The sequence below is a fragment of the Cyanobium sp. Aljojuca 7A6 genome (assembly GCF_024346455.1).
GTDB lineage: Bacteria > Cyanobacteriota > Cyanobacteriia > PCC-6307 > Cyanobiaceae > Cyanobium.
The window spans coordinates 17,595-37,143 of sequence record NZ_JAGQCY010000014.1; the positions used below are offsets into that span (position 1 = coordinate 17,595).

Below are 19,549 nucleotides of genomic sequence, written 5' to 3' on the forward strand. Positions count from 1 at the left end.
ATCAGTGGCTGGAATCCGCGCCACTTAGCCACTCCACCGGAGCAGCCCTTCGTACTGCTCGCCAACCGGTGCCGAGGGCAGAATCTGCACATGCTCGCCCATAAACTGTATCCCTACGAGCGCGTTCTTGATCTCAGACGCCAACGGCAGCACCCGGCACCACTTCTGGCGACAGCGTCCGCGATGGTCACCAAGGACTGGCGTTGGGGCCTGGAAGCGCTGATCTGGAACCTTCCGGTGCATGGGCTTCCGCACCTGCCATCCAGCCGCCGATGGCAACTCGCACTGCTGCACCGATGGCTGCTGGAGGAGAGCACGTACTGGGATCCAACCCGGCGCCAAGCCTGTGATCCGGAACAGATCCTCGCGTTGGTCGGCTTGCAACTGCAGCAACGACGTCGCTTTCCAGAACGCATTGAAGCGTTCGGGATCCATCCGTTCCACCACCGAACCTTGCGCTACTACCTGGCAGGAAGCCAGCTGCGCTTTCGCCATCGGCACGCCAAGCCCAGTCGGAAAGCTCAGGCCTCAGCCGTGCTTGGCAGGGCGCTCAACAAGCAGGCGCTACAGCCTGAGAAAAGGCCACTGATTCAACTGGAGGATGGCTTTTTGCGTTCCAGTGGACGGGGAGCCCACCTCCAGCTGCCACTCTCACTGGCGGTTGATGCGGTTGGGATTTACTTCGATGCCACCTGTCCCAGTGCCCTAGAAAGATTGCTTCAAGAGCACTGCTTCAACGTCGAGGAATGCTTGAGGGCCAAACAACTACGGGCAGAGATCTTATCCGCTTCCCTCAGTAAATATAACCTGAAAGGACAGAGCTGGAACCGTCCGTACCACGACAAGTCTGTGGTGCTGGTAGTGGGGCAAGTGGAACAAGATGCCTCCATCCGCTACGGGGCTCCTGATATTCGCACCAACCTGGCCCTTGCCATAGCTGCCCGCAGATTAGAGCCCGAAGCTCACTTGATTTATAAACCTCATCCATTCGTCGCCAATGGACGAAGGCCCGCTGGTGACGGTGAAGACACCATCCCCAATTACGTCGATGTCATACTGCCACATGTTGCGATTAATACGCTGCTGAACCAAGTGGATCGCGTCCATGTTCTTACCTCCGGAACAGGCTTTGAGGCCCTGCTCAGACAGGTCCCCGTAGTCTGCCATGGCCTGCCATTTTATGCTGGCTGGGGACTCACAACGGATCGGCTTCACTGCAAGCGTCGACAACGCAAGCTTACACTGGATGAACTGGTCTTTGGGGCCCTAATGGCTTATCCCACCTATGTGAACCAGCACTGCGGCTGGTTCATCACTCCTGAACAAGCTGTTGAGCAATTGATAGCGTTGCAGGCCAATCCACCCTCACGCCTCGCTCTCAACCTGCAGCACTTGGCCGCATTCTTGCCGATCATCCATTCATGATATTCAAGCAACTTCGCCGAAGAACTACGGCGGCCCGAATGCTGGGCGGCGACACGGAGAGTCATCAGAACTCTGGATTCTGGCTTCTCAATGCAACTGCCAAAGATCATTACTCAGCAGGCACCGTTGTCGTGGCTGGACTGGGGCGCTCGGGCACCTCCATGCTGGCTGCTGTGCTCAAAACGGCAGGTATTTGCATGGGCGAGCAAACAGCCATTGGCACGCATGAAGATCAGCAGCTCGCAACACTCCTGCAGCCACGAAAACGCAGGGAATTGCGACGGCTGATTGAGCAACGCAATCAGAATTACACTCTGTGGGGCTTCAAGCTTCCATCCCGTCAGATTCTTGAGCCATCGCTGTTTAGCCTACTCAGACGACCCTACCTTGTGGTGATCTTCCGGGACATTCTTGCCATCGCAGGCCGGCGCCAAATCTCCAAGGGTGAAAGCTTGCAGTGCCAACTCACGCAGAGCCTTAGCGAATACCGTCGCTTGGTGAGGTTCCTTGATCGAATCGATCACCCCTGCCTACTAATCTCCTACGAGAAAGCCCTTCTAGATCCCGATTTGCTTGTTGATCAATTGGATCACTTCCTGAGGCTCAATCTCGATAACATCAGCAAGGTGGCCTGCAGTGCCAGTGTCCAAGTATCGCCCGATATCTATCGCCGCGAAGTTCGACAGCTACAGGGCTGGCAGGGCCGGCTTGAAGAAATTCAAAAAGATAAAATCAAGGGTTGGGCTTATGTTGGGCAAGCCGACGCTCCAGCAAAGGTTGAAATCTGGATCAATGGTCTTCGTCAGTACTTTTGCATTGCCAATCGGCCGCGGCCAGACGTCCAGAGCGAGCATCAGCTCAAGACATCAGCGTGTGGATTCTGCATCGCACTAAACGGTGACTCCCAACTGTTAAAACAGGGCGATTATGTGTCAGCCCGCTTGGCCGAGACAGAACAACAACTCCGTAATTCACCGCTGACCTACACAGATCCTTAATCCGTCCGAAGACAAGCTTGTTCACCTTGCCACCTTCGGGCCGCCGGCCGGCAAGCAGCATGGGGGGATGGCCACCCCCTCCCCGTTCGACGTCATTGCCGTGGTTCCCCCGGGGCTGGAGGAACCGGCGGCGGCGGAACTCACGGCCCTCGGCGCCCTTGAGGTGCGCCCCCTGCGGCGCGCCGTGGGCCTGCGGGCCGATGCGGCCACCTTCTACCGGCTGCATCTGCAGGCCCGGCTGCCGTTCCGCTTCCTGCGCCAACTGGCCCGCTTCCCCTGCCGCGGCCGTGAAGAGCTCTACGACGGCGTGCAGCGGGCCGCCGACTGGGAGCGCTGGTTGCCGCCGCAGTTGAGCTTCCGGGTGGAAGCCAGCGGCAGCGTGCCGGGCCTCAACCACAGCCACTACAGCGCCCTGCAGGTGAAGAACGCCCTGGTCGAGCAGCAGCGCCAGGTGTGGGGGTCCCGCTCCTCGGTGGACCTGGATGAGGCCGACCTGGTGCTGCACCTGCACCTCAGCCCCGGCCGCCCCGGCGGCAGCGGCCCCGAGGCGGTGCTGAGCCTCGATGGCGGCGGCGCCAGCCTGCACCGGCGCGGCTACCGGGCCGCCATGGGCCTGGCACCCCTCAAGGAGAACCTGGCCGCCGGGCTGATCGCCCACACCGGCTGGGACGGGAGCGTGCCGCTGGCCGATCCCTTCTGCGGCTCGGGCACCCTGCTGATCGAGGCCGCCTGCCGGGCCCTCGGCCGCGCCCCGGGCCTGGAGCGCCCGTTCAGTCTGGAGCGCTGGCCCGATTTCGATGCCGCCCTCTGGCAGCGGGAGCGGGCCGCGGCCATCGCCATGGCCCGCAACACCCTCCCGGGTGGTGAACCCCTGGCCGCGGTCGTGGGCCTGGAGCGGGATCCGGCCGTGCTGGCCATGGCCCGCAGCAACGCGGCGGCGGCCGGGGTGGCCGACTGGGTCGACCTGCAGGAGGGGGACTTTCGCGATTTCCATCCCCCCGAGACACCCGGGGTGCTGGTGTGCAACCCGCCCTACGGCGAGCGGCTCGGAGCGGAAGACGACCTGGAGGCGCTCTACGGCGATCTGGGGCGGATGGTGAAGGAGCGCTGCAGCGGCTGGACCCTGTGGCTGCTGAGCGGCAACCCGGCGCTCACGGGGGCCCTGCGCATGAAGGCCAGCCGCCGGGTGCCGGTGAGCAATGGCGGCATCGACTGCCGCTGGCTCCGCTACGACATCCGCTGAGGTCTGTTACAGCAGCTCCCCTCCAGCGCTGCTAGCGGTGGGTTCTGCCTCCGCCGCCGCCAGCCCCCATGGCCTCACTCTTCGAAACGCTCAGGCAGGAGGTACTCGCCGTCGAGAGGGATCCGGCCCTCGACACCAGCGCGGCGGCGGTGGCGCTGCTGCAGGAGTGGCTGGCCAGCCACGAAGCCGAGATCAGCGCCCGCAAGCTGGCCGCGCCGACGGAGTTCAACGGCACGCTGATGCAGTGGTTCCACTGGTACAGCGACGGCGACGGCGGCCACTGGCGGCGGCTGCGCCAGGAGGCCCCGGCACTGGCCAGGGCCGGCATCACGGCCCTGTGGCTACCGCCGGCCGGCAAGGGGGGCAGCGTATGGGATGTGGGCTACGGCACCTACGACCTGTTCGATCTGGGCGAATTCGACCAGAAGGGCACGGTGCGCACCAAGTACGGCACCAAGCAGGAGTATCTGGAGGCCGTGCAGGCCTGCCGCGAGGTCGGGATCCAGGTGTACGCCGATGTGGTGTTCAACCACAAGCTGAACGCCGACGAGCAGGAGCAGTACCGGGCCACCCCCTACGACCCCGCCGACCGCAACCGGCCCCTGGGGGAGGAACGCACGATCAGCGCCTGGACCCGCTTCCGCTTCGATGGCCGCGGCGACCATTACTCGTCGATGCAGTGGCACTGGTACCACTTCGACGCCGTCGACCACAACAGCCTCGATCCCGATTTCAAGGCCATCTGGCGCACCCAGGGGGCCGGCTTCGAGAGCAACGTCGACCTGGAGAAGGGCAACTACGACTACCTGATGGGCAGTGATCTCAACATCAACCACCCCGAGGTGCGCGGCGAGCTCAAGCACTGGGGCCGCTGGACCCTCGACCACGTGGGGGCCGACGGCTTCCGCCTCGATGCGATCAAGCACATCGCCAGTGACTTCTTCCTCGACTGGATCAGCGACCTGGAGGCGCATGCCCAGCGCGATCTGTTCGTGGTGGGTGAGTACTGGACCTACAACATCGCAAGCCTGCACTGGTACGCGGCCAACACCGGCGGCCACATGAGCCTGTTCGACGCGCCGCTGCACCTGAACTTCCACCAGGCCAGCCGCAGCGGCGGCCATTACGACATGCGCCGGCTGCTCGACGGCACCCTGATGCAGCAGCTGCCGCTGCTGGCGGTGACCCTGGTGGAGAACCACGACACCCAGCCGCTGCAATCACTGGAATCGGTGGTGGAGGCCTGGTTCAAACCCCTGGCCTACGCCGTGATCCTGTTGCGCGACCAGGGCTATCCCTGCATCTTCGGTGCCGATTACTACGGCGCCGAGTACACCGACAAAAAAGACGGCCAGGAGTACCGGATCGTGCTGCCCAGCCACCGCTTCCTGATCGACCGTTTCCTGCTCGCCCGCAGCCACTGCGCCTATGGCCCCCAGTACGACTACCTCGACCACGTCAACACCATCGGCTGGACGCGTCTGGGCACCCCGGGCCACCCCGGGGCCATGGCGGTGCTGATGAGCGACGGTCCCGCCGGCCACAAGTGGATGGAGGTGGGCAAGCGCCACACCAGCTTCCGCGACCTGACCGGGCACATCCAGACACCGATCACCACCAACGGCGACGGCTGGGCGGACTGGCACTGCCCGGGGGGCTCGCTGTCGGTGTGGGTGGAGGAGGCGTCCCTGGCGGCGATGGGGGTGACGCTCTGAACGGGCCGCTGGCCCTGGGTTCAGAACTTGCCCGTGAGGGCCCGGGTGGTGCGGATCAAGCCAGCGGTGGTTTCCGGCAGGTAGGGGCCCTTGAGCATCTGGCCGCCGATGCGCAGGCTGAGGCCGGCCAGCACCAGGTCGATGGCGGCCACGGCCGCCGCAGCCTGCAGCCAGGTCAAGGCGAAAGCCCCCTGGATCCAGAGCAACAGCACCAGCTCCGCCGCCACCAGCGCCAGGGTCATCAGGGTGAGGCCCATGCCGAGCATCACCCCGCCGCCCACAAGGCGCCGTTTCTCCTTGTCGGCCTCCTGCAGGGCGATGCGCACGTGCAGGTCCATCACCGAGCTGATCAGCGCCGTGACACGGGCGAAGTTCTGGCCCTTCATGCCGAACGCCGACCCGACGACAGCAGCAGCCCCACCACCAGCCCCACGCCGGCGGCGATGCCGAGGGCCATCAGGGGGCGCTCCCGCACTGGCTTCTCGATCCGGGGGCGCAGGGTGCTGTTGAGGTCATCGAGCAGGTGCTCCAGCTGCTCCTCGAGCGGCCGCAGTGAATCCACCACGTGGCCCGCCTGCTCACCCGTCACGTTGACCAGATCAAGCAGTTGCTGCTTGACACCGGCGGTGGTGACGCCGCTCTGGCGGCTGATCACCTCCACCACATGGTCGAAGCTGCCCCGGGTCGCCTCCAGGGTGTGGCGGGCCACCTCGGGCCATTCCTTCTGGATGCTGGGCAACAGGCTTTCAAAGCGTTCCCGGAACTGGTTCTGCGCCTGCTGGGCGTCAGCGGAACCGACGGGTTCCGGCGCCGGCGCCGGGGCCGCTTCCGGTGCGGGATGGGTGGTGTCCGTGTCCATGGGGCGCTCCGTGCGACAGCTGCACGGCATCACCGTAGGAAGAAGGGCTTGTGATCGTCAGCACCTCGGCTAAATTCCGATGGCGCGGCGCGCGGGCCTGTTGGTTCACATCAATCAGGTCGAGCTCACCCACTTCAAGTCCTTCGGCGGGTCGATGACCATCCCGCTGCAGGAAGGTTTCACCGTCGTCACGGGCCCGAACGGCTCCGGCAAGAGCAACATCCTCGATGCGGTGCTGTTCTGCCTGGGCCTGGCCACCAGCCGGGGCATGCGGGCGGAGCGGCTCCCCGATCTGATCAACAGCGCCATGCTGCGGGAGGGGAAGGCCGCCGAAACCAGCGTCACCGTCCGCTTCGACCTCGGTGACTGGCAACCGGACAACGCCGAGGAGGGGCTGGACGTCCCCGAACAGGGCCCCTGGCTGCAGCGGGGCCAACAGCAGTGGAGCGTCACCCGGCGGCTGCGGGTGGCCCCCGGCGGCACCTACAGCAGCAGTTTCAGCGCCGATGGGGTGCCCTGCAATCTGCAGCAACTGCAGACCCAGCTGCGGCGGCTGCGGGTCGACCCTGAGGGCAGCAACGTCGTCATGCAGGGCGACGTGACCCGCATCGTGTCGATGAGCGCCCGCGACCGGCGCGGCATCATCGACGAGCTGGCCGGGGTGGCCCTGTTCGACTCCCGCATCGAGCAGAGCCGGGGCAAGCTCGATGAAGTGGTCGAACGGCAGGAGCGCTGCCGCATCGTTGAGCAGGAACTGCTGGCGACACGCCAGAAGCTCGAACGCGACTGCGCCAAGGCCCGCACCTACCAGGAGCTGCGCGAACGGCTGCACCAGGGGCGCCTGCAGGAGCAGGTGCTGGCCTGGGAGGAGGCCCGTGCCCACGGCCTGGCCCTGACCGGCCGGCTTGACAACCTCGACCGCCAGCAGGAGCAGGAGCGCGAAGCGATCGTCGGCGCCGAAGCCGCGGTGGTGGCCGCCGCCGCCGCCCTCGAGCGGCTGCAGGCGGAGGTGAAGACCCTGGGCGAAGACCAGCTGCTGGCGGTGCAGGCCGAACTGGCCGGCCTGGAGACCAGCGGCCGCGAACTGGCCCGCCAGGCGGAACGGCATGGGCACCAGGCCGAGGAACTGCAGCGCCGTCGCCAGGAGCTGCAGCAGAACCAGGGCGAGTTACGCCAGCAGCGCCAGGCCCTCGACAGCCAGGTTGACGACGGCGCCATCGCCCGTGCCGAAACCCTCTGCCGCGAGGCCGAGGCGGCGGTGGAGCTGTCTCGCCGGCGGCTCGGAGAAGTGGCCGGGCGCTCCGGCAGCTGGCTGGAGGAGCAGCAGGGCCGCAGCCGCCGGCGCCAGGAACTGCAGGACCAGCTCGCGCCCCTGCTGGCCGAGCGGCAACAGCTGGAGGAGCGGCTGCGGCAGTCCGGCGAGCGGCTCCAGGAACTCGGCGGCGAGGAGCAGCAGGAGGACGCGGCCCAGGCGGAGGGCGCCGCCTCAGTCGCGGCCCTGGTGGAGCAGGAGCGCGCCTTGCTGGCCGGCCTGGAGGATCGCCAGCGGCAGGCCCAGGAGCTGGCCGAAGCCCTGGCGCTGCAACAGCGCACCAGGGCGCGGCTGGAGCAGGAGCAGACCAGCCTGGAGCGGGAGATCGCCCGCCTCGACAGCCGCCGCGAAACCCTGCAGGAGAGCCGCGGCACCGGCGCCCTGCGCCTGCTGCTGGAGGCGGGGCTGGAGGGGATCCACGGCTCGGTGGCCCAGTTGGGCGAGGTGGAGGAGCGGCTGCGGGTGGCCCTGGAGGTGGCCGCCGGGGGACGGCTGGCCCAGGTGGTGGTGGAGGACGACCGCATCGCCGCCCGGGCGATCGAGCTGCTCAAGAGCCGCCGCGCCGGACGCCTCACCTTCCTGCCCCTCAACCGCATCCGGGGCGGCAGTGGGGGCGGCAGTGGGGCCTCGGGGGGGGCCGCCCTGCAACGGGGCAACCCTGGGGCCGCTGCAGGGGCCGACGGGCTGGTGGGGCGGGCGGTGGATCTGATCCGCCACGAGCCCGTCTACGCCGATGTCTTCCGCTACGTCTTCGGCGACACCCTGGTGTTTGCCAGCCTCAGCGACGCCCGCCGGGAACTGGGCCGCTGCCGCGCCGTGACGCTGGAGGGCGAACTGCTCGAGAAGAGCGGCGCCATGACCGGCGGCAGTCTGCAGCAGCGCTCCGGCCAGCTGGGCTTCGGCCGCAGCAGCGAGGGCGATGAGGCTGAGCCGCTGCGGCAGCGGCTGCTGGAGCTGGGGGAGAGCCTGCTGGCCTGCCGCCGCCGCGAAGCGGAGCTGGGCCGGAGCCTGGAAGAGTCCCGGCCGGTCCTGCTGGAGCTGCAGCAGCGCCAGGCCGCCCTCCAGGCCGAACGCAGCGCCGCCGAGCGCACCCTGGCCCCACGGCAGCAGCGCCGCGACCAGGTGAGCAGCCGGCTGCAGCAACTGCAGGGGGCCCATCAGGCCGATGGCCGCCGGATGCAGACCCTCGAGCAGACCCTGCCTCCCCTGCGCCAGGCCCTGGCGGAACTGGAGGAGGCCGAACGTGCCGCCAGCGGCAACCACGACAGCGCCCGCTGGCAGGGCCTGCAGAGCGAGCTGGAACGGGCCGACCAGGCCCTGGTGGAGGCCCGCCGCCAGCGGGATGTCCTGGAGGCGGAGCGGCGGGAGCGGAGTCTGGGCGCCGAGCGGCTGGGCAGCCAGCTGGAGGCCCTCGCCGGGGAGGAACGGCGGCTGGTGGAGGCCGTGCAGGCCCTGGTGGCGGAGCGCCAGCTCTGGAAGGAGCGGCAGCAGACCGAGCAGGAGCGCCGCGCCGTGCTGGAGCGGCAGCAGAGCGAGCTGCAGACCCGCTTCGGCGAACGGCGCCGCGCCCGCGATGGGGCCGAAGCCCACCTGGCCGGCCAACGCCAGGCCCTGCAGCAGCGGCAGTGGGAGCTGCAGCGGCGCCAGGAGGAGCGGCTGGCCCTGGCCGAGGAGCAGCGCAGCCACGGTCTGCGGCTGGCCCAGATGGAACGGGAGCTGCCCGAGCCCCGGCCCGAGCTGCCCGAAGAGGTGCGCGAGGCTGGCCTGGAGGCGCTGCAGCAGAGCCTGCGCAGCCTGCAGCAGCGCATGGAGGCGCTCGAGCCGGTCAACATGCTGGCCCTTGAGGAGCTCGAGCAGCTGGAGCAGCGGCTGGCCGACCTGGACGACCGGCTGGAGGTGCTCAGCAAAGAGCGGGAGGAACTGCTGCTGCGGATCGAAACGGTGGCCACCCTGCGCCAGGAGGCCTTCATGGAGGCCTTCAACGCCGTCGACGGCCATTTCCAGACCATCTTCGCCGGCCTCTCCGAAGGCGAGGGACACCTGCAGCTGGAGAACCCCGACCAACCCCTCGACGGCGGCCTGACGCTGGTGGCCCACCCCAAGGGCAAGGCGGTGCGACGGCTGGCCTCGATGTCGGGAGGTGAGAAATCCCTGACCGCCCTGAGCTTCCTGTTCGCCCTGCAGCGCTTCCGCCCCTCGCCCTTCTATGCCCTCGACGAGGTGGACAGCTTTCTTGACGGGGTGAACGTGGAGCGCCTGGCCGCCCTGATCGCCGCCCAGGCCGACCAGGCCCAGTTCATGGTGGTCAGTCACCGCCGGCCGATGATCGCCGCGGCCACCCGCACCATCGGCGTCACGCAGGCCCGAGGCTCCCACACCCAGGTGGTCGGTTTGCCGCCGGCGGCCTGAGCCGACCGCGTGGGCCACAATGGGCCGACCAGGCTGTTCCAGGCCGTGAAGTCGCTCCCGCCCCCCCTGCCGTCCAGCCCCGATCTCCGGATTTGACCTCCCCGATTCCCCCCTCCACCGAACCCGCCGCCAGCAGCGACCGCCTCTGGTTGCGCTCAGAACTGATGGGCACCCAGGTGATCACCCGGGACACCGGCCGGCGGCTGGGCGTCGTCGGTGAGGTGGTGGTCGACATCGACCGGCGCGAGGTGGTGGCCCTGGGCCTGCGCGACAACCCCCTCACCCGTTTCCTGCCGGGCCTGCCCCGCTGGATGCCGCTGGACCGCATCCGCCAGGTGGGCGACGTGATCCTGGTGGATTCGGTCGATTCCCTGGCCGAAGGTTTCAATCCCGAGCGATTCAGCAAGGTCATCAACTGCCAGGTGATCACCGAATCGGGCGAACAGCTCGGCCGCGTGCTCGGCTTCAGCTTCGACATCGAAACCGGTGAGCTCACCACCCTGGTGATCGGGGCCCTCGGCGTTCCCCTGCTGGGGGAAGGGGTGCTCAGCACCTGGGAAATGCCGGTGGGGGAGGTGGTCAGCAGCGGCCCGGACCGGATCATCGTTTACGAGGGAGCCGAAGAGAAGCTCAAACAACTCGGCACCGGCCTGCTGGAGAAGCTCGGCATCGGTGGCGCCAGCTGGGAGCAGGAGGAGCGGGATCGCTTCCGCTCCGGCGCCGTGCCCGCCGAGAACCAGCTGCCCGCCGGCCAACCCACCGCCCAGGAGCAACGCCGCATCCAGCCGGCCACCAGCCGCAGCTTCCAACCCGCCGAGGAGATGGAGTACGTGGAACTGGAGGAGCGGCGCGAACGGGAACCACTCCGCCAGCGGCGCTACCTCGACGACGACCTCCCAGAGCCGCGCCAGCGCCCCGAGCCCCGCTCGGCACCCTCCGACCCCTACGCCCGAGAGTCGTACGCCTCCGACACCTACGGCCGGGAGCCTGAGCGCAATCCTGCCCGGTACGACAACCGTTACGAAGAGGAGCGCTACGACCAGGAGCGCGATCGGGAGGAACGCGGTTTCGAGCCGGACCGTTATGCCGCCCCCACCCCTATCCCCACGCGGGACTTCGAAGAGCCACCGCGCGTCCGCGAGCCGCAGCGGGCGGAGCGTCCCCAGGCACCGGCCCCCCGGCCGAAGGAGCCAGTGGATGTGGAGCCGGAAATCCTCGACGATCCCTGGTGAAGCCGCCGGAGGGCGGCCTCAGCCCTCTGCAAATCTCAGCGAAGCCGAATTGACGCAGTAGCGCTGGCCGCTGGGGGCAGGGCCGTCGTTGAAGACATGGCCGAGGTGAGCGTCACAGTTAGCGCAACGGATCTCGGTGCGCTCCATGCCATGGGTGCGGTCGGTGTGGGTGGTGATCGCCCCGGCGCCGACGCCCGCCCAGAAGCTGGGCCAGCCAGTGCCGGAATCGAACTTGGTGGCGGAACTGAACAGCTCGCTGCCACAGCAGACGCAGTGGTACATCCCCGTGGCCTTGTTGTTCCAGTAGGCACCGGTGAAGGCCCGTTCGGTGCCACCCTCGCGGGCCACCCGGTACTGCTCGGGGGTCAGCTTTGCCCTCCAGTCGGCCGTGTCAACGCTCTGGAGGGGGCTGGAATCACTCGACGGCATGGCCTGGAACCCGGCGTGGGGCAATGGTTGAAGAAATCCTATCCAGATCGCAGCGGGCGCCCGGAGGGTTCCTGCGCCGGCAGCAGGCCCCGCACCATGGCGGCCACGGCCGCCACGGCCCCCGGCGCTCCCCGCAGGCTGCGCAGGTCGCTGGCCATGGCCGCCAGCCGTTCGGGATGCTCCAGCCAGTCGGCCGCCTCAGCCGCGATCTGGGCCGGTTCGATCGGCCCCACCCGTTCCGGCACCACGGCACGGCCGGCGGAGATGTTGGGCCAGGCGAGGAAGCCCCGGTGACGCATGCGCCAGGCGGTGAGGGCCACCCCCACCAGACGCCGCAGCAGCGGCAACCGGGCCACCAGCCCCAGCCAGCCATCCCAGGCCTGCATCACCGCGAGGTGCTGGGTGGGCACCAACACGATCATCGGCACCGCCAGGGCCCCCAGCTCGGCGGTGTTGGCCCCCACCGTGGTGAGCGCCAGGGCGCACTGGCTCAGGGCGGCGTGGGCGGGATGCTGCACCAGCAGCAGGATGCGGGTGCCGGCCGCCGTAACCAGCTCATCGCCCTGGAGATGGGGCTCGCCGGCCCCCTGGCGTCGGTTCAGCGGATTGGACGGCCCGCCGTAGGCCAGCAGTTCCCGCACCGACGTGGTGGGAGCCACCGGCAGCAGGAAGCGGCAGCCGGGCCGCAAGGCCGCCAGCCGGTCGGCGGTCTCGAGCAGGAAGGGCACCCCGACCAGCAACTTGGCCCGCTTCGAGCCGGGCAGCAGAGCCACCCAGTCACCGGCGGGCAGGGGATCGTCCTGGCGCGCCAGGGCCGAAAGGTCCGCCATCAGGTCCCCCACCACCGTGGCCCGGGCCCGCCAGCGGGGCGCCAGGCGGCCGGCCGCGGCGGGTCCCATCACGGCGAGGCGGTCGTTCCAGCGGGGCCAGCGGACCACCCACTCGGCATAGGTGAGGTGGCGGTAGCCCAGCCGGGCCGAGAGCAGCACGGTCCAGAACTGGTCACCACCGAGGAAGACCACCACCCCCCGCTCGGGCCAGGGGCCGTGGCGGCGGGGCCGCAGCAGCAGCCACCAGAAGCGGGTGGCCGGCAGCACCCGATCGAACAGGCCCCAGCCCTCGGCCACCCGATGCTCCGCTCCAGTGGCGTTGGGGCAGGGGACCAGCACCAGCCGCAGGCTGCAGCTGGCGGCGGGGTCGCGGGGCCGCAGGGGCTCCAGACCATGGAGCTGCTCCGCCAGTGGACGCACCCAGGTGCTGAGTTCGCCAGGGCCGTTGCTGACCAGCACGATCGCGCTGCCTGCGGCTGGAGCGGAGACCGGCGACGGCTGGATCAAAAGAGCCGCAGGTTCCGGGGGACGGGAGCGGGAAAAGAAAAATGCGGATGGCGAGACTTGAACTCGCAAGGCCGAAGCCACACGCCCCTCAAACGTGCGTGTCTACCAATTCCACCACATCCGCGTGGCTGGCGCGGGCCGAAGCCCCTCACCGATTGAGCAATATACCCATGGGCTTCCCCGCCCCCGAAGGCCCTCACCGCCAAGCCGCGCCGGTGAGCACTGATACAGTCCGCCCCGGCATGGCCGCACCCTCGCCAGCCCACACCGCCTGGACCTGCACGGATGCCCATCGGCAAACTGCTGATCGCCAACCGAGGCGAAATCGCCCTCCGCATCCTGCGCAGCTGCCGGGAGCTCGGCATCGCCACGGTGGCCGTCTACAGCACCGTGGACAAAAACGCTCTGCATGTGCAGCTGGCCGATGAGGCCGTCTGCGTGGGTGAAGCCCCCAGCAGCCGCAGCTACCTCAACGTTCCCAACATCCTGGCGGCCGCCACCTCCCGCGGCGCCGATGCCATCCACCCCGGTTACGGCTTTCTGGCCGAGAACGCCGATTTCGCCGAGAAGTGCCTGGATCATGGCCTGATCTTCGTGGGCCCCTCGCCGGCCGCGATCCTGGCCATGGGCGACAAGTCCACGGCCAAGATCACCATGCAACAGGTGGGTGTGCCCACGATCCCCGGCAGCGAGGGACTGCTGCAGGATCCAGCCGAAGCGGCCGACCTCGCCGAGGCCATGGGCTATCCCGTGATGATCAAGGCCACCGCCGGTGGTGGCGGTCGGGGCATGCGGCTGGTGACGGACGCCGATCAGCTCGAAAGCCTGTTCCGGGCCGCCCAGGGGGAAGCGGAGGCCGCGTTCGGCAACCCCGGCCTCTACATGGAGAAATTCATCGACCGGCCGCGGCACGTGGAGGTGCAGGTGCTGGCCGACCGCCACGGCAACGTGGTGCACCTGGGCGAAAGGGATTGCTCGATCCAGCGCCGCCACCAGAAGCTCCTCGAGGAGGCCCCCAGCCCGGGGCTGGATCCGGAGCTGCGACGACGCATGGGCGAGGCGGCGGTGGCGGCGGCCCGCAGCATCGACTACGAGGGCGCCGGCACGGTGGAGTTCCTGGTGGACAAGAGCGGCGCCTTCTACTTCATGGAGATGAACACCCGCATCCAGGTGGAGCATCCCGTCACCGAGATGGTGACGGGCATCGATCTGATCGCCGAGCAACTGCGCATCGCCGGCGGCGAACCGATCTCGGTGCGCCAGGACCAGATCCGGGTCCACGGCCATGCCATCGAGTGCCGCATCAACGCCGAGGATCCCAGCCACAACTTCCGGCCGGCCCCAGGCAAGATCACCGGCTGGCTCCCCCCCGGCGGCCCTGGGGTGCGCATCGACAGCCACGTCTACACGGGCTATGAGATTCCGCCCTTCTACGACTCCCTGATCGGCAAACTGATCGTCTGGGGGGTCGACCGCGACCACGCCATCCGGCGCATGCGTCGGGCCCTGTCGGAATGTGCCGTCACGGGCATTCCCACCACGATCGAGTTTCACCTGGCCCTGCTGGATCGCCAGGAGTTCCAGCGCGGCGAGGTCTGGACCAAGTTTGTTGAAGAGGAAATGTTGAACCGCTGAAGCCCGCAGGGCTGCCGGTTCAGCCGATGGCCTGGCTGCGCAGCAAGGCCAGGGTGAGCAGTCCCTGCTGACCCACCAGCAGTTCCCGCAGCAGGCTGATCAACCCCACCCACACCACCGGCGTCACATCCACCCCACCAATGGGCTGGATCAGACGACGGGTGAGGCTCAGCAGGGGTTCGGTGGGCGCCCCCACCAGGCGCATCACTCCTTGGCTGAGGTCGACCCTCGGGTACCAGGTGAGGACGATCCGGAACAGGAACAACAGGGTCCAGCCCGCCAGGGCCAGCCCCAGGGCCAGGTGCAGCAGGGGTAGGGGCGCCAGGGCCGTCACAAAGCTCTAAGCATGGAAGGACTGATCGTAGGAACTCACCGCCACTGCCTAGGATCCGCCGAGCTGTCCAGAGCGAACGCCTGCCATGACTCCTTCCCTCGCCAACTTCCTCAGCAGCCTTGGCTGGGGCGCGGTCATCGTGGTGATCCCCATCGCCATCGCCCTGGTGCTGATCAGCCAGAACGACCAGCTCGACCGGCGTCTCTGAGGGTCTGCTGACAGCGCGGGTACGGTCCTTAGAGTGTTGGCCATCGCCCGGGTCAACAGCCGTGGTCAACGCCAGCCTCAACTGGGCCAGCATCGTCGGCATCGTCCTGGCGGTCGGCGGAGCCTTCCTCTACTTCATGAGGAGCTTCAAACCGGCCCTGGCCCGGGACTACGACGTCTTTTTTGCCGCCATCGGTCTGCTTTGCGGCGGCATCCTCTTCTTTCAAGGCTGGCGCCTTGACCCGATCCTGCAGTTCGGCCAGTTTCTGCTGGCGGGCACCACCGTTTTCTTCGCCTATGAGAGCGTTCGCCTGCGTGGGGTGACCACCGAACAGGCCCGGCGGTCCTCCTACTTCGACGACGAGGAACCCGCCGCCCCGTTCCGGCCGCGTGGTGGCCTGGGCGGCGGCCGCAGCTATGACGACGAGCCGGACCGCTTCGATGAGCCGGAGCCCCTGCGCCGTCGCATTCCCTCCCGCGACGAACCCGAGGACGACTTCTACCGGCCTCGCCGGCCCAGCAGGGCCGCGATCCCCGAGCGGGCCGCCAGCCGCAGGGAGGCGCCCGACGCCTGGGACAACCCCCGCTCGGAGCGCCCCTCCAGCCGGCCGGAACGGGATCCCATCGACGAGCGCCCCGATCGGAACGCCGGCCGTTACAGCGCCGGTGGCCCTGCCCGCAGCCAACCCAGCGATTTCGGCGCCCGCCGCCGGGATCGGGACAGTGCCCCCGAACCCCGCCGCGGCTCCCGCCCGGTGGCCGCCGCCGACAGCGCTCCCCGAAGCGGCCGTCGTGGTTCCACACCGCCGGGCCCTGCCGGCCCCCCGTCCCGTGACCCTGGCCTGGGAGCACCGCAGGGAACGCCCATGGGCACGCCGATCCGCTCCAGCACGGCCCGCGGCGCTGCTGCCGACGACGTCAGTGATGCCGACTTCTCGCCGATGGCCAGTGGCCGGCCCCGGCCAGCGTCGACCGAGCCCCCCGCCGCCCCGCCCGCGTCCAGCCGGGACAACAGCTCCCGCTTCGACGACTGATCCGCTGATCACCCAGCACCGGCGACGATCAAGCCCAGGCCTCTCTTGGCTGGTGTTCGGGATACTGGCCCTGCTGGTTTCGGGTTGCGGCAGCTGGAGCTGGGGACGCCGCAGCGCCGGTCCGGTGGGCTGGGGCGGCGCCGACCGCCAGGATCCTGCCCTCAGCGGCAACGGCCGGGTGCTGGCCAGCGTGGTGCGCCGCGACGGCCGCGATACGGTGCTGCTGCAGGAGCAGCCCTCCGGCACGGTGCTGCCGCTGCGGCATCTTGGCCGGCTGCAGCCGCACCGCTCCCCCTCCTTGAGCTGGAACGGCCGCTATCTGGCCCTGCTGGTGCAGCAGGGACCGGAACGCCGGGTGCTGATCGAGGACCGGGCCACGGGGCGCCTGCACCGCCTGCCCCTGCCCGGCGGCCTGGTGCCCGAAAGCCTCAGCCTGGCCGCCGATGGCCGGCGCCTCGCCATCGCCACCGAGGGCGACGGCCGCTCCCGGGTGCAGCTGTACGACCTCACCGCCCTGCTGGAGCCCGACCTGCCCGCCGGCCTGCCGGTGCGGGGGGCGCCGGCCGCCACCCCATGACGCGGGGATCCGACAGCCTGGTTCGGATGGCGACAGTGGCCGTCGCGGTGGCGGGCAGCCTGCCGCTGCTGCTGGCGGGCTGCCTGGCGCCCCTGCCCCAGCCCCTGGTGGGCCTGAATCAACGCCTCGAGGCCGCCGGCCCCGCCCGGGCCCCCTCGCTCTCCGGCGACTGGCTGGCCCTGATCGTCAGCCGTGACGGCCGCGACCGGGTGCAGCTGGTGGATCTGAAGCGCCAGCAACCGGTACCCCTGCCGGGGCTGGAGCGGCCCGACGCCCAGCCCCTGAGCGTGGCAGTGGATGGCCGCGGCGAGCGGCTGGCCCTGGTGCGCCAGCTGGAGGGCCGCACCGAGCTGGTGCTCTACCGCCGCAACCTGATGGCCCTGCAGCCAGTGCCGCTGCAGCCCCCTGGTGTGCCACGCCGGGTGTCCCTGCGGGCCGACGGCCGCGAGCTGGCGGTGGAGGTGAGCCGCCAGGGCCAGTGGCAGGTGGATCTGATCGCGCTGCCCTGATCAGGGCACCAGTCCCGCCCAGTGCAGGAAGGTGTCGTGGCTGAGGGCCTCGACCAGCAGCACGGCGACGAAACCGAGCATGGCGAAGCGGCCATTGACCCGCTCGGCGTAGCCGCTCCAGCCGAAGGCCGGCACCTCCGAGGTGGTGGCGCTGGTGGCGGGCGGGGTGGCGGCGGCCGGGGATGCGTCGGCTGATGGGTTGACGGAAGGGTCGCTCATCGGATCAGTCCTCGCGGCCAAAGGTATAGCCGGCCGCCGGAAGCAGGCGCCAGCCGGCGTTGCCATCGAGCTCCAGAACGGTGTCGTGATAGGCGGTGAGGGTGGGGCGATGGCCCACGCTCACGAAGGCCATCTCCCGCTCCACCAGCAGTTCGTAGAGGGCCTTCTCGGTGGTGATGTCAAGGGCGCTGGTGGCTTCGTCGAGCACCACGAACCGGGGCGAGTTGAGCAGCAGCCGGGCGAAGGCCAGGCGCTGCTGCTCGCCGAGCGAGAGCAGGCGGGGCCAGTCCTGCTTAATGTCCAGATCGGGGTAGCGGTGCACCAGTTCGGGCAGGCGCACCTCCTCGAGCACATGGCGCAGCTGCTCGTCGCTGAAGCGATCGGGGGGCTGGGGATAGCAGAGCTGCTCCCGCAGGCTGCCCAGCAGCATGTAGGGCTTCTGGGGGATGAACATCAACTCGCCCACCGGCGGCCGCTGCACGCTGCCGGCAGCGGGCGGCCAGAGGCCACTCACCAAGCGCAGGAAGGAGGTCTTGCCGCAGCCCGAGGGCCCCACCACCAGCAGCCTCTGGCTGGGGGTCACCTCGAGGCTGAGGTCGCTCACCAGCAAGCGGTTGGTGCGGGGGGGCACCAGGTTCACGTGGCTCACCAGGATCGATTCCGGGCGCACGGCGCCGGCCCCAGCACCCATGGCGCCACCGGCGGAGGCCTGCTCGGCGGCGACGAACTCGGCCATCTCAGCGCTGATCGACTCCACCTTGCCCTGGAAGCCCTCCAAGCGGCTGATGGAGGCGGAGAAGGCGGCCAGCCGGTCGATGTTGTTGACGATGTAGCTGACCGAGGACAGCACCTGGTAGAAGGCGATGCTGGCCTGACTGAAGACGCCGAAGTCGACGTCCTTGGCGAAGTAGATCGGAGCTATCGCAAAATAGGGCAGAAAGCGAGAGAAGTAGTCGTAGGAGCGCTGGATGACGCTGATCAGCGCCTCCCAGATGATCAGGCGGTTGTAGTTGACGATCGCCCCTTCCAGGCGTCGTTCGCCCTCCTTCTGCTCCTGGCGCTCGCCCCGATAGAACGCAATCGATTCGGCGTTGTCGCGGATGTGGACCAGGCCGTAGCGGAAATCGGCCTCCAGCTTCAGCTGCTGGTAGTTGAGGTTCACCAGCTTGCGGCTGGCGAACACGATCAGGGCGGTGCCGCCCACCGAATAGGCCAGCAGCCACAGGGCCAGGGTCTGGCTGATGCTCAAGAGAACGAAGATGAAGCTGAAGAAGGTGAGCAGGACGGAGATGATCTCCACCGTCACGCTCAGGCTGGTGGCGGTGAAACTGGCCGCGTCCTGGGAGATCCGCTGGTCCGGGTTGTCGATCCCTTCAACGCTTTCTTCGTTGGGATTGAGAACGTAGTAGGCCCGGTTGGTGAGGTAGCGGCCCAGCATGCGGCCACTGAGCCACTCCCGCCACAGCAGACCCAGCTTGGGAATCAGGTAGCTCTGGATGGCGCGGATCGGCAGGGCCAGCACCAGGCAGAAGGCGTAGATCGCGAGGATCTTCCAGAACGACTCCGCCTTGTACGCCACCAGGGCGTTCTCGAGGTTCCGGACGATGAAGCTGATCCCAACGTTGATGCCGTTGATCACCAGGATCAGCAGGACGATGATGCCCAGCAGCAGCCAGGGCAGCCAGCGCCCCTGGCGCAGCTTGGCCCGCAGGCTGATGAAGGCGCCCAGGCCAGCGGCGAACAGCACCATGATCACCAGGCCGATCGGGCCTTTCCAGACCGCCGCCACCTGCTCGGGAACCCCGGGCAGGAAGCGGCTGCGCAGTTCGGGGATCCAGGCCCCGGCCGCCGCCACCGCGCCGGTGAGCAGCAGCAGGGTGAAGCCCACCACCACCGCCAGCAGGGCCACCACCAGCAGCAGGAACTGGCCGCCGCCGCCGCCGTCTTCGTCGAGGGGCAGGAAGTAGGGCTGGGCCAGGCGCTGCAGCTTGCCGAGCTGCTCGCGAAGGGCCTTCAGGGGGGTCATGGGCGTGGGCGGATCGCGCCATTCTCTCCGCCAGCCCCTCCCGGTGGTG

Annotated in this window: 18 protein-coding genes and 1 tRNA gene; 11 read left to right on the plus strand and 8 right to left on the minus strand. The window is 68.5% G+C overall.

Features of this window, described 5'->3' with window-relative positions; all coding sequences use genetic code 11:
- The first annotated feature begins 183 nt into the window (after window positions 1-183).
- The 4 genes from KBY95_RS12420 (at window position 184) to KBY95_RS12435 (ending at window position 5,381) form a co-directional block, all read left to right on the plus strand.
- Complete coding sequence (locus KBY95_RS12420; RefSeq protein WP_254965355.1) at window positions 184-1,425, plus strand: hypothetical protein; 1,242 nt, start codon at window positions 184-186, stop codon at window positions 1,423-1,425.
- Window positions 1,422-2,423 carry a hypothetical protein gene (locus tag KBY95_RS12425; RefSeq protein WP_254965356.1) on the plus strand — a complete coding sequence of 334 codons (1,002 nt, stop codon included), beginning with the start codon at window positions 1,422-1,424 and terminating at the stop codon, window positions 2,421-2,423. The genes KBY95_RS12420 and KBY95_RS12425 overlap by 4 nt, the downstream gene beginning before the upstream one ends.
- A 67-nt stretch (window positions 2,424-2,490) precedes the next feature.
- Window positions 2,491-3,666 (plus strand): class I SAM-dependent RNA methyltransferase, encoded by a 1,176-nt coding sequence (locus KBY95_RS12430; protein ID WP_254965357.1) that lies wholly within the window; start codon window positions 2,491-2,493, stop codon window positions 3,664-3,666.
- A 68-nt stretch (window positions 3,667-3,734) separates the two neighbouring features.
- Entirely contained in the window at window positions 3,735-5,381 is a 1,647-nt protein-coding gene (locus tag KBY95_RS12435) for an alpha-amylase (RefSeq protein WP_254965358.1), read from the plus strand.
- Between the two features lie 20 nt (window positions 5,382-5,401).
- On the opposite strand, the gene KBY95_RS12440 is transcribed toward KBY95_RS12435, so the two are convergent.
- Both KBY95_RS12440 and KBY95_RS12445 read right to left on the minus strand, forming a co-directional pair.
- Complete coding sequence (locus KBY95_RS12440; RefSeq protein WP_254965359.1) at window positions 5,402-5,767, minus strand: phage holin family protein; 366 nt, start codon at window positions 5,765-5,767, stop codon at window positions 5,402-5,404.
- The gene (locus KBY95_RS12445; RefSeq protein ID WP_254965360.1) at window positions 5,764-6,240 is read right to left on the minus strand and encodes a glycine zipper domain-containing protein; all 477 of its coding nucleotides are present in this window, start codon (window positions 6,238-6,240) and stop codon (window positions 5,764-5,766) included. The genes KBY95_RS12440 and KBY95_RS12445 overlap by 4 nt, the downstream gene beginning before the upstream one ends.
- 100 nt (window positions 6,241-6,340) lie before the next feature.
- On the opposite strand from KBY95_RS12445, the gene smc reads away from it, so the two are divergent.
- A complete protein-coding gene (smc, locus tag KBY95_RS12450) occupies window positions 6,341-9,961 on the plus strand; it encodes a chromosome segregation protein SMC (RefSeq protein ID WP_254965431.1) in 3,621 nt (1,206 codons plus the stop codon).
- Window positions 9,962-10,053: 92 nt separating this feature from the next.
- The gene (locus KBY95_RS12455) at window positions 10,054-11,193 is read left to right on the plus strand and encodes a PRC-barrel domain-containing protein (RefSeq protein ID WP_254965361.1); all 1,140 of its coding nucleotides are present in this window, start codon (window positions 10,054-10,056) and stop codon (window positions 11,191-11,193) included.
- 18 nt (window positions 11,194-11,211) lie between these two features.
- On the opposite strand, the gene msrB is transcribed toward KBY95_RS12455, so the two are convergent.
- The 3 genes from msrB to KBY95_RS12470 form a co-directional block, all read right to left on the minus strand.
- Entirely contained in the window at window positions 11,212-11,622 is a 411-nt protein-coding gene (gene msrB, locus KBY95_RS12460) for a peptide-methionine (R)-S-oxide reductase MsrB (RefSeq protein WP_254965362.1), read from the minus strand.
- A gap of 38 nt (window positions 11,623-11,660) precedes the next feature.
- Entirely contained in the window at window positions 11,661-12,959 is a 1,299-nt protein-coding gene (locus KBY95_RS12465; RefSeq protein ID WP_254965363.1) for a glycosyl transferase, read from the minus strand.
- 42 nt (window positions 12,960-13,001) lie between these two features.
- A tRNA-Leu gene (locus KBY95_RS12470) sits at window positions 13,002-13,083 on the minus strand.
- Between the two features lie 161 nt (window positions 13,084-13,244).
- Here KBY95_RS12470 and accC point away from each other — a divergent pair.
- Window positions 13,245-14,594, plus strand: a complete 1,350-nt coding sequence (gene accC / locus KBY95_RS12475) for an acetyl-CoA carboxylase biotin carboxylase subunit (protein WP_254965364.1) — start codon at window positions 13,245-13,247, stop codon at window positions 14,592-14,594.
- A gap of 19 nt (window positions 14,595-14,613) precedes the next feature.
- Here accC and KBY95_RS12480 read toward each other — a convergent pair whose 3' ends face one another.
- Window positions 14,614-14,928: a YggT family protein gene (locus tag KBY95_RS12480; RefSeq protein WP_254952982.1), complete on the minus strand. Its 315-nt coding sequence runs from the start codon at window positions 14,926-14,928 to the stop codon at window positions 14,614-14,616.
- Window positions 14,929-15,013: 85 nt separating this feature from the next.
- Here KBY95_RS12480 and psbX point away from each other — a divergent pair, with 85 nt between their 5' ends.
- The 4 genes from psbX to KBY95_RS12500 all read left to right on the plus strand — a co-directional run bounded on the left by psbX (window position 15,014) and on the right by KBY95_RS12500 (window position 17,255).
- A complete protein-coding gene (psbX, locus tag KBY95_RS12485) occupies window positions 15,014-15,136 on the plus strand; it encodes a photosystem II reaction center X protein (RefSeq protein ID WP_216909263.1) in 123 nt (40 codons plus the stop codon).
- A gap of 61 nt (window positions 15,137-15,197) precedes the next feature.
- Window positions 15,198-16,169, plus strand: a complete 972-nt coding sequence (locus tag KBY95_RS12490; RefSeq protein WP_254965365.1) for a Ycf66 family protein — start codon at window positions 15,198-15,200, stop codon at window positions 16,167-16,169.
- Window positions 16,170-16,221: 52 nt separating this feature from the next.
- Complete coding sequence (locus KBY95_RS12495) at window positions 16,222-16,746, plus strand: Tol biopolymer transporter periplasmic protein (protein ID WP_315858921.1); 525 nt, start codon at window positions 16,222-16,224, stop codon at window positions 16,744-16,746.
- Complete coding sequence (locus KBY95_RS12500) at window positions 16,743-17,255, plus strand: hypothetical protein (RefSeq protein ID WP_254965366.1); 513 nt, start codon at window positions 16,743-16,745, stop codon at window positions 17,253-17,255. Before KBY95_RS12495 ends, KBY95_RS12500 begins: the two co-directional genes overlap by 4 nt.
- On the opposite strand, the gene KBY95_RS12505 is transcribed toward KBY95_RS12500, so the two are convergent.
- Both KBY95_RS12505 and KBY95_RS12510 read right to left on the minus strand, forming a co-directional pair.
- Complete coding sequence (locus KBY95_RS12505; RefSeq protein WP_254965367.1) at window positions 17,256-17,474, minus strand: chlorophyll a/b-binding protein; 219 nt, start codon at window positions 17,472-17,474, stop codon at window positions 17,256-17,258.
- 4 nt (window positions 17,475-17,478) lie between these two features.
- Complete coding sequence (locus KBY95_RS12510) at window positions 17,479-19,500, minus strand: ABC transporter ATP-binding protein/permease (protein ID WP_254965368.1); 2,022 nt, start codon at window positions 19,498-19,500, stop codon at window positions 17,479-17,481.
- Window positions 19,501-19,549: the final 49 nt, after the last annotated feature.